The sequence below is a fragment of the Mesorhizobium sp. M1006 genome (genome assembly GCF_040318825.1).
Lineage (GTDB): Bacteria > Pseudomonadota > Alphaproteobacteria > Rhizobiales > Rhizobiaceae > Mesorhizobium.
Genome location: NZ_JAMYMZ010000131.1, coordinates 1 through 1,411, shown reverse-complemented (window position 1 = coordinate 1,411; position 1,411 = coordinate 1). Strand labels below are relative to the sequence as shown.

General features: G+C 65.6%; 3 protein-coding genes. All 3 read left to right on the top strand.

Translation table 11 applies throughout. The annotated features are described in order from the left end of the window. The first annotated feature begins 95 nt into the window (after positions 1-95). Positions 96-449, top strand: a complete 354-nt coding sequence (gene tnpA / locus NKH60_RS34885; RefSeq protein ID WP_031239744.1) for an IS66-like element accessory protein TnpA — start codon at positions 96-98, stop codon at positions 447-449. Then, positions 446-793 (top strand): IS66 family insertion sequence element accessory protein TnpB, encoded by a 348-nt coding sequence (gene tnpB / locus NKH60_RS34880; RefSeq protein WP_023680052.1) that lies wholly within the window; start codon positions 446-448, stop codon positions 791-793. Before tnpA ends, tnpB begins: the two co-directional genes overlap by 4 nt. 66 nt (positions 794-859) lie before the next feature. Beyond that, positions 860-1,411, top strand: a 552-nt coding sequence (locus tag NKH60_RS34875) for an IS66 family transposase (protein WP_352875119.1), incomplete at its 3' end; no start/stop codon positions are given.

Sequence of the window (1,411 nt, the reverse complement as noted above, 5' to 3'; positions counted from 1 at the left end):
GATACCCTCCGGCGAAGGCCGCCTTGCGAGAGGACGGCACGGTAGCGAGGCTGCGCTCTTAAGGTCGCCCTTACGAGCGAAGTTAGCAGCACAGCATGAGCCATGTGACGTTATTGACCGGGCCTGAGCGTCGTCGTCGTTGGCGTGAAGAGGATCAGTGCCGGATACTGGCCGCGGCATTCGCGCCCGGGGCCACAGTGGCGGCGGTAGCGCGTCAGTACGATGTCGCGACCAGCCTGATCTATAAGTGGCGCCGCACGGTGAGAGCCCGCGAGACGGGCTTTGCCGAAGTTGTCGTGGCTCCCGATGAGCCTGTCGCCGTTTCGCGGCCGGCGGCATCCCCAGCGGTGATCGAGCTGGAGGTCGCCGGCAAGGTGCGGCTGCGGATTCCGCTGACCACGCCGCCAACACTGGCGGCAGCGATGGTGAAGGCGCTGGGCGTTTCATGATCCCGGTTCCGAGCCAGGTGCGGATCTGGTTGGCGGTCGGCCGGACCGATATGCGTCGCGGGATGCAAGGCCTCGCTCTGCAGGTTCAGGAGACGCTGGGCCGGGACCCGCATGCCGGCGATATTTATGTCTTCCGCGGCCGCAGCGGCAATCTGATCAAGATTATCTGGCATGATGGGCTCGGCATGTCGCTGTATGCAAAACGGCTCGAGAAGGGCCGGTTTCTATGGCCGTCGCCGGCGGACGGCACGGTTTCCATATCACCGGCGCAGCTCGCCTACATGCTCGACGGGATCGATTGGCGCAACCCGCTTCACACGTTCCGCCCGCAGCGCGCGGGCTGAGTTTTTCTTTGAGTTTGCGCCATTTTCCGCGAGTCAGCGGACGCGTTTTATGATTCACTCCAGGGCATGGTTGCCACCGCCCAGGATGCTGTTCCGGACGATATTGGCGCGCTGAGAGCAGCGCTGACCGCGGCGCTGGCCAGAGCCGAAGACGAGGCCGCGCGCGCTGCGCTGGTCGAGGCCGAACTGGCGGTCGCCAGGGCCAAGGCATCGGATGATGCGGCGCTGATCGCGCATCAGCATCTGACGATCCGGAAGCTGCAGCGGGCGCTGCATGGTCAGAGTTCTGAACGCTCAGCCCGCCTGCACGACCAGATGGAACTCACCTTCGAGGAACTCGAGAGCACCGCGACGGAAGACGAGATCGCCGCCGAACAGGCCGCGGCCCGGACCACCGAGGTGGCGCCTTACATGCGCAAGCGACCGGCGCGCCAGCCATTTCCCGAGCATCTGCCGCGCGAACGCGTGGTCGAGCCGGCGCCGGCCGCTTGCCATTGCTGCGGCGGTCATCGGCTGCGCAAGCTGGGTGAGGATATCACCGAGACGCTGGAGGTGGTGCCGCGGCAATGGAAGGTGATCCAGCACGTGCGGGAGAAGTTCACCTGCCGCGACTGCGAG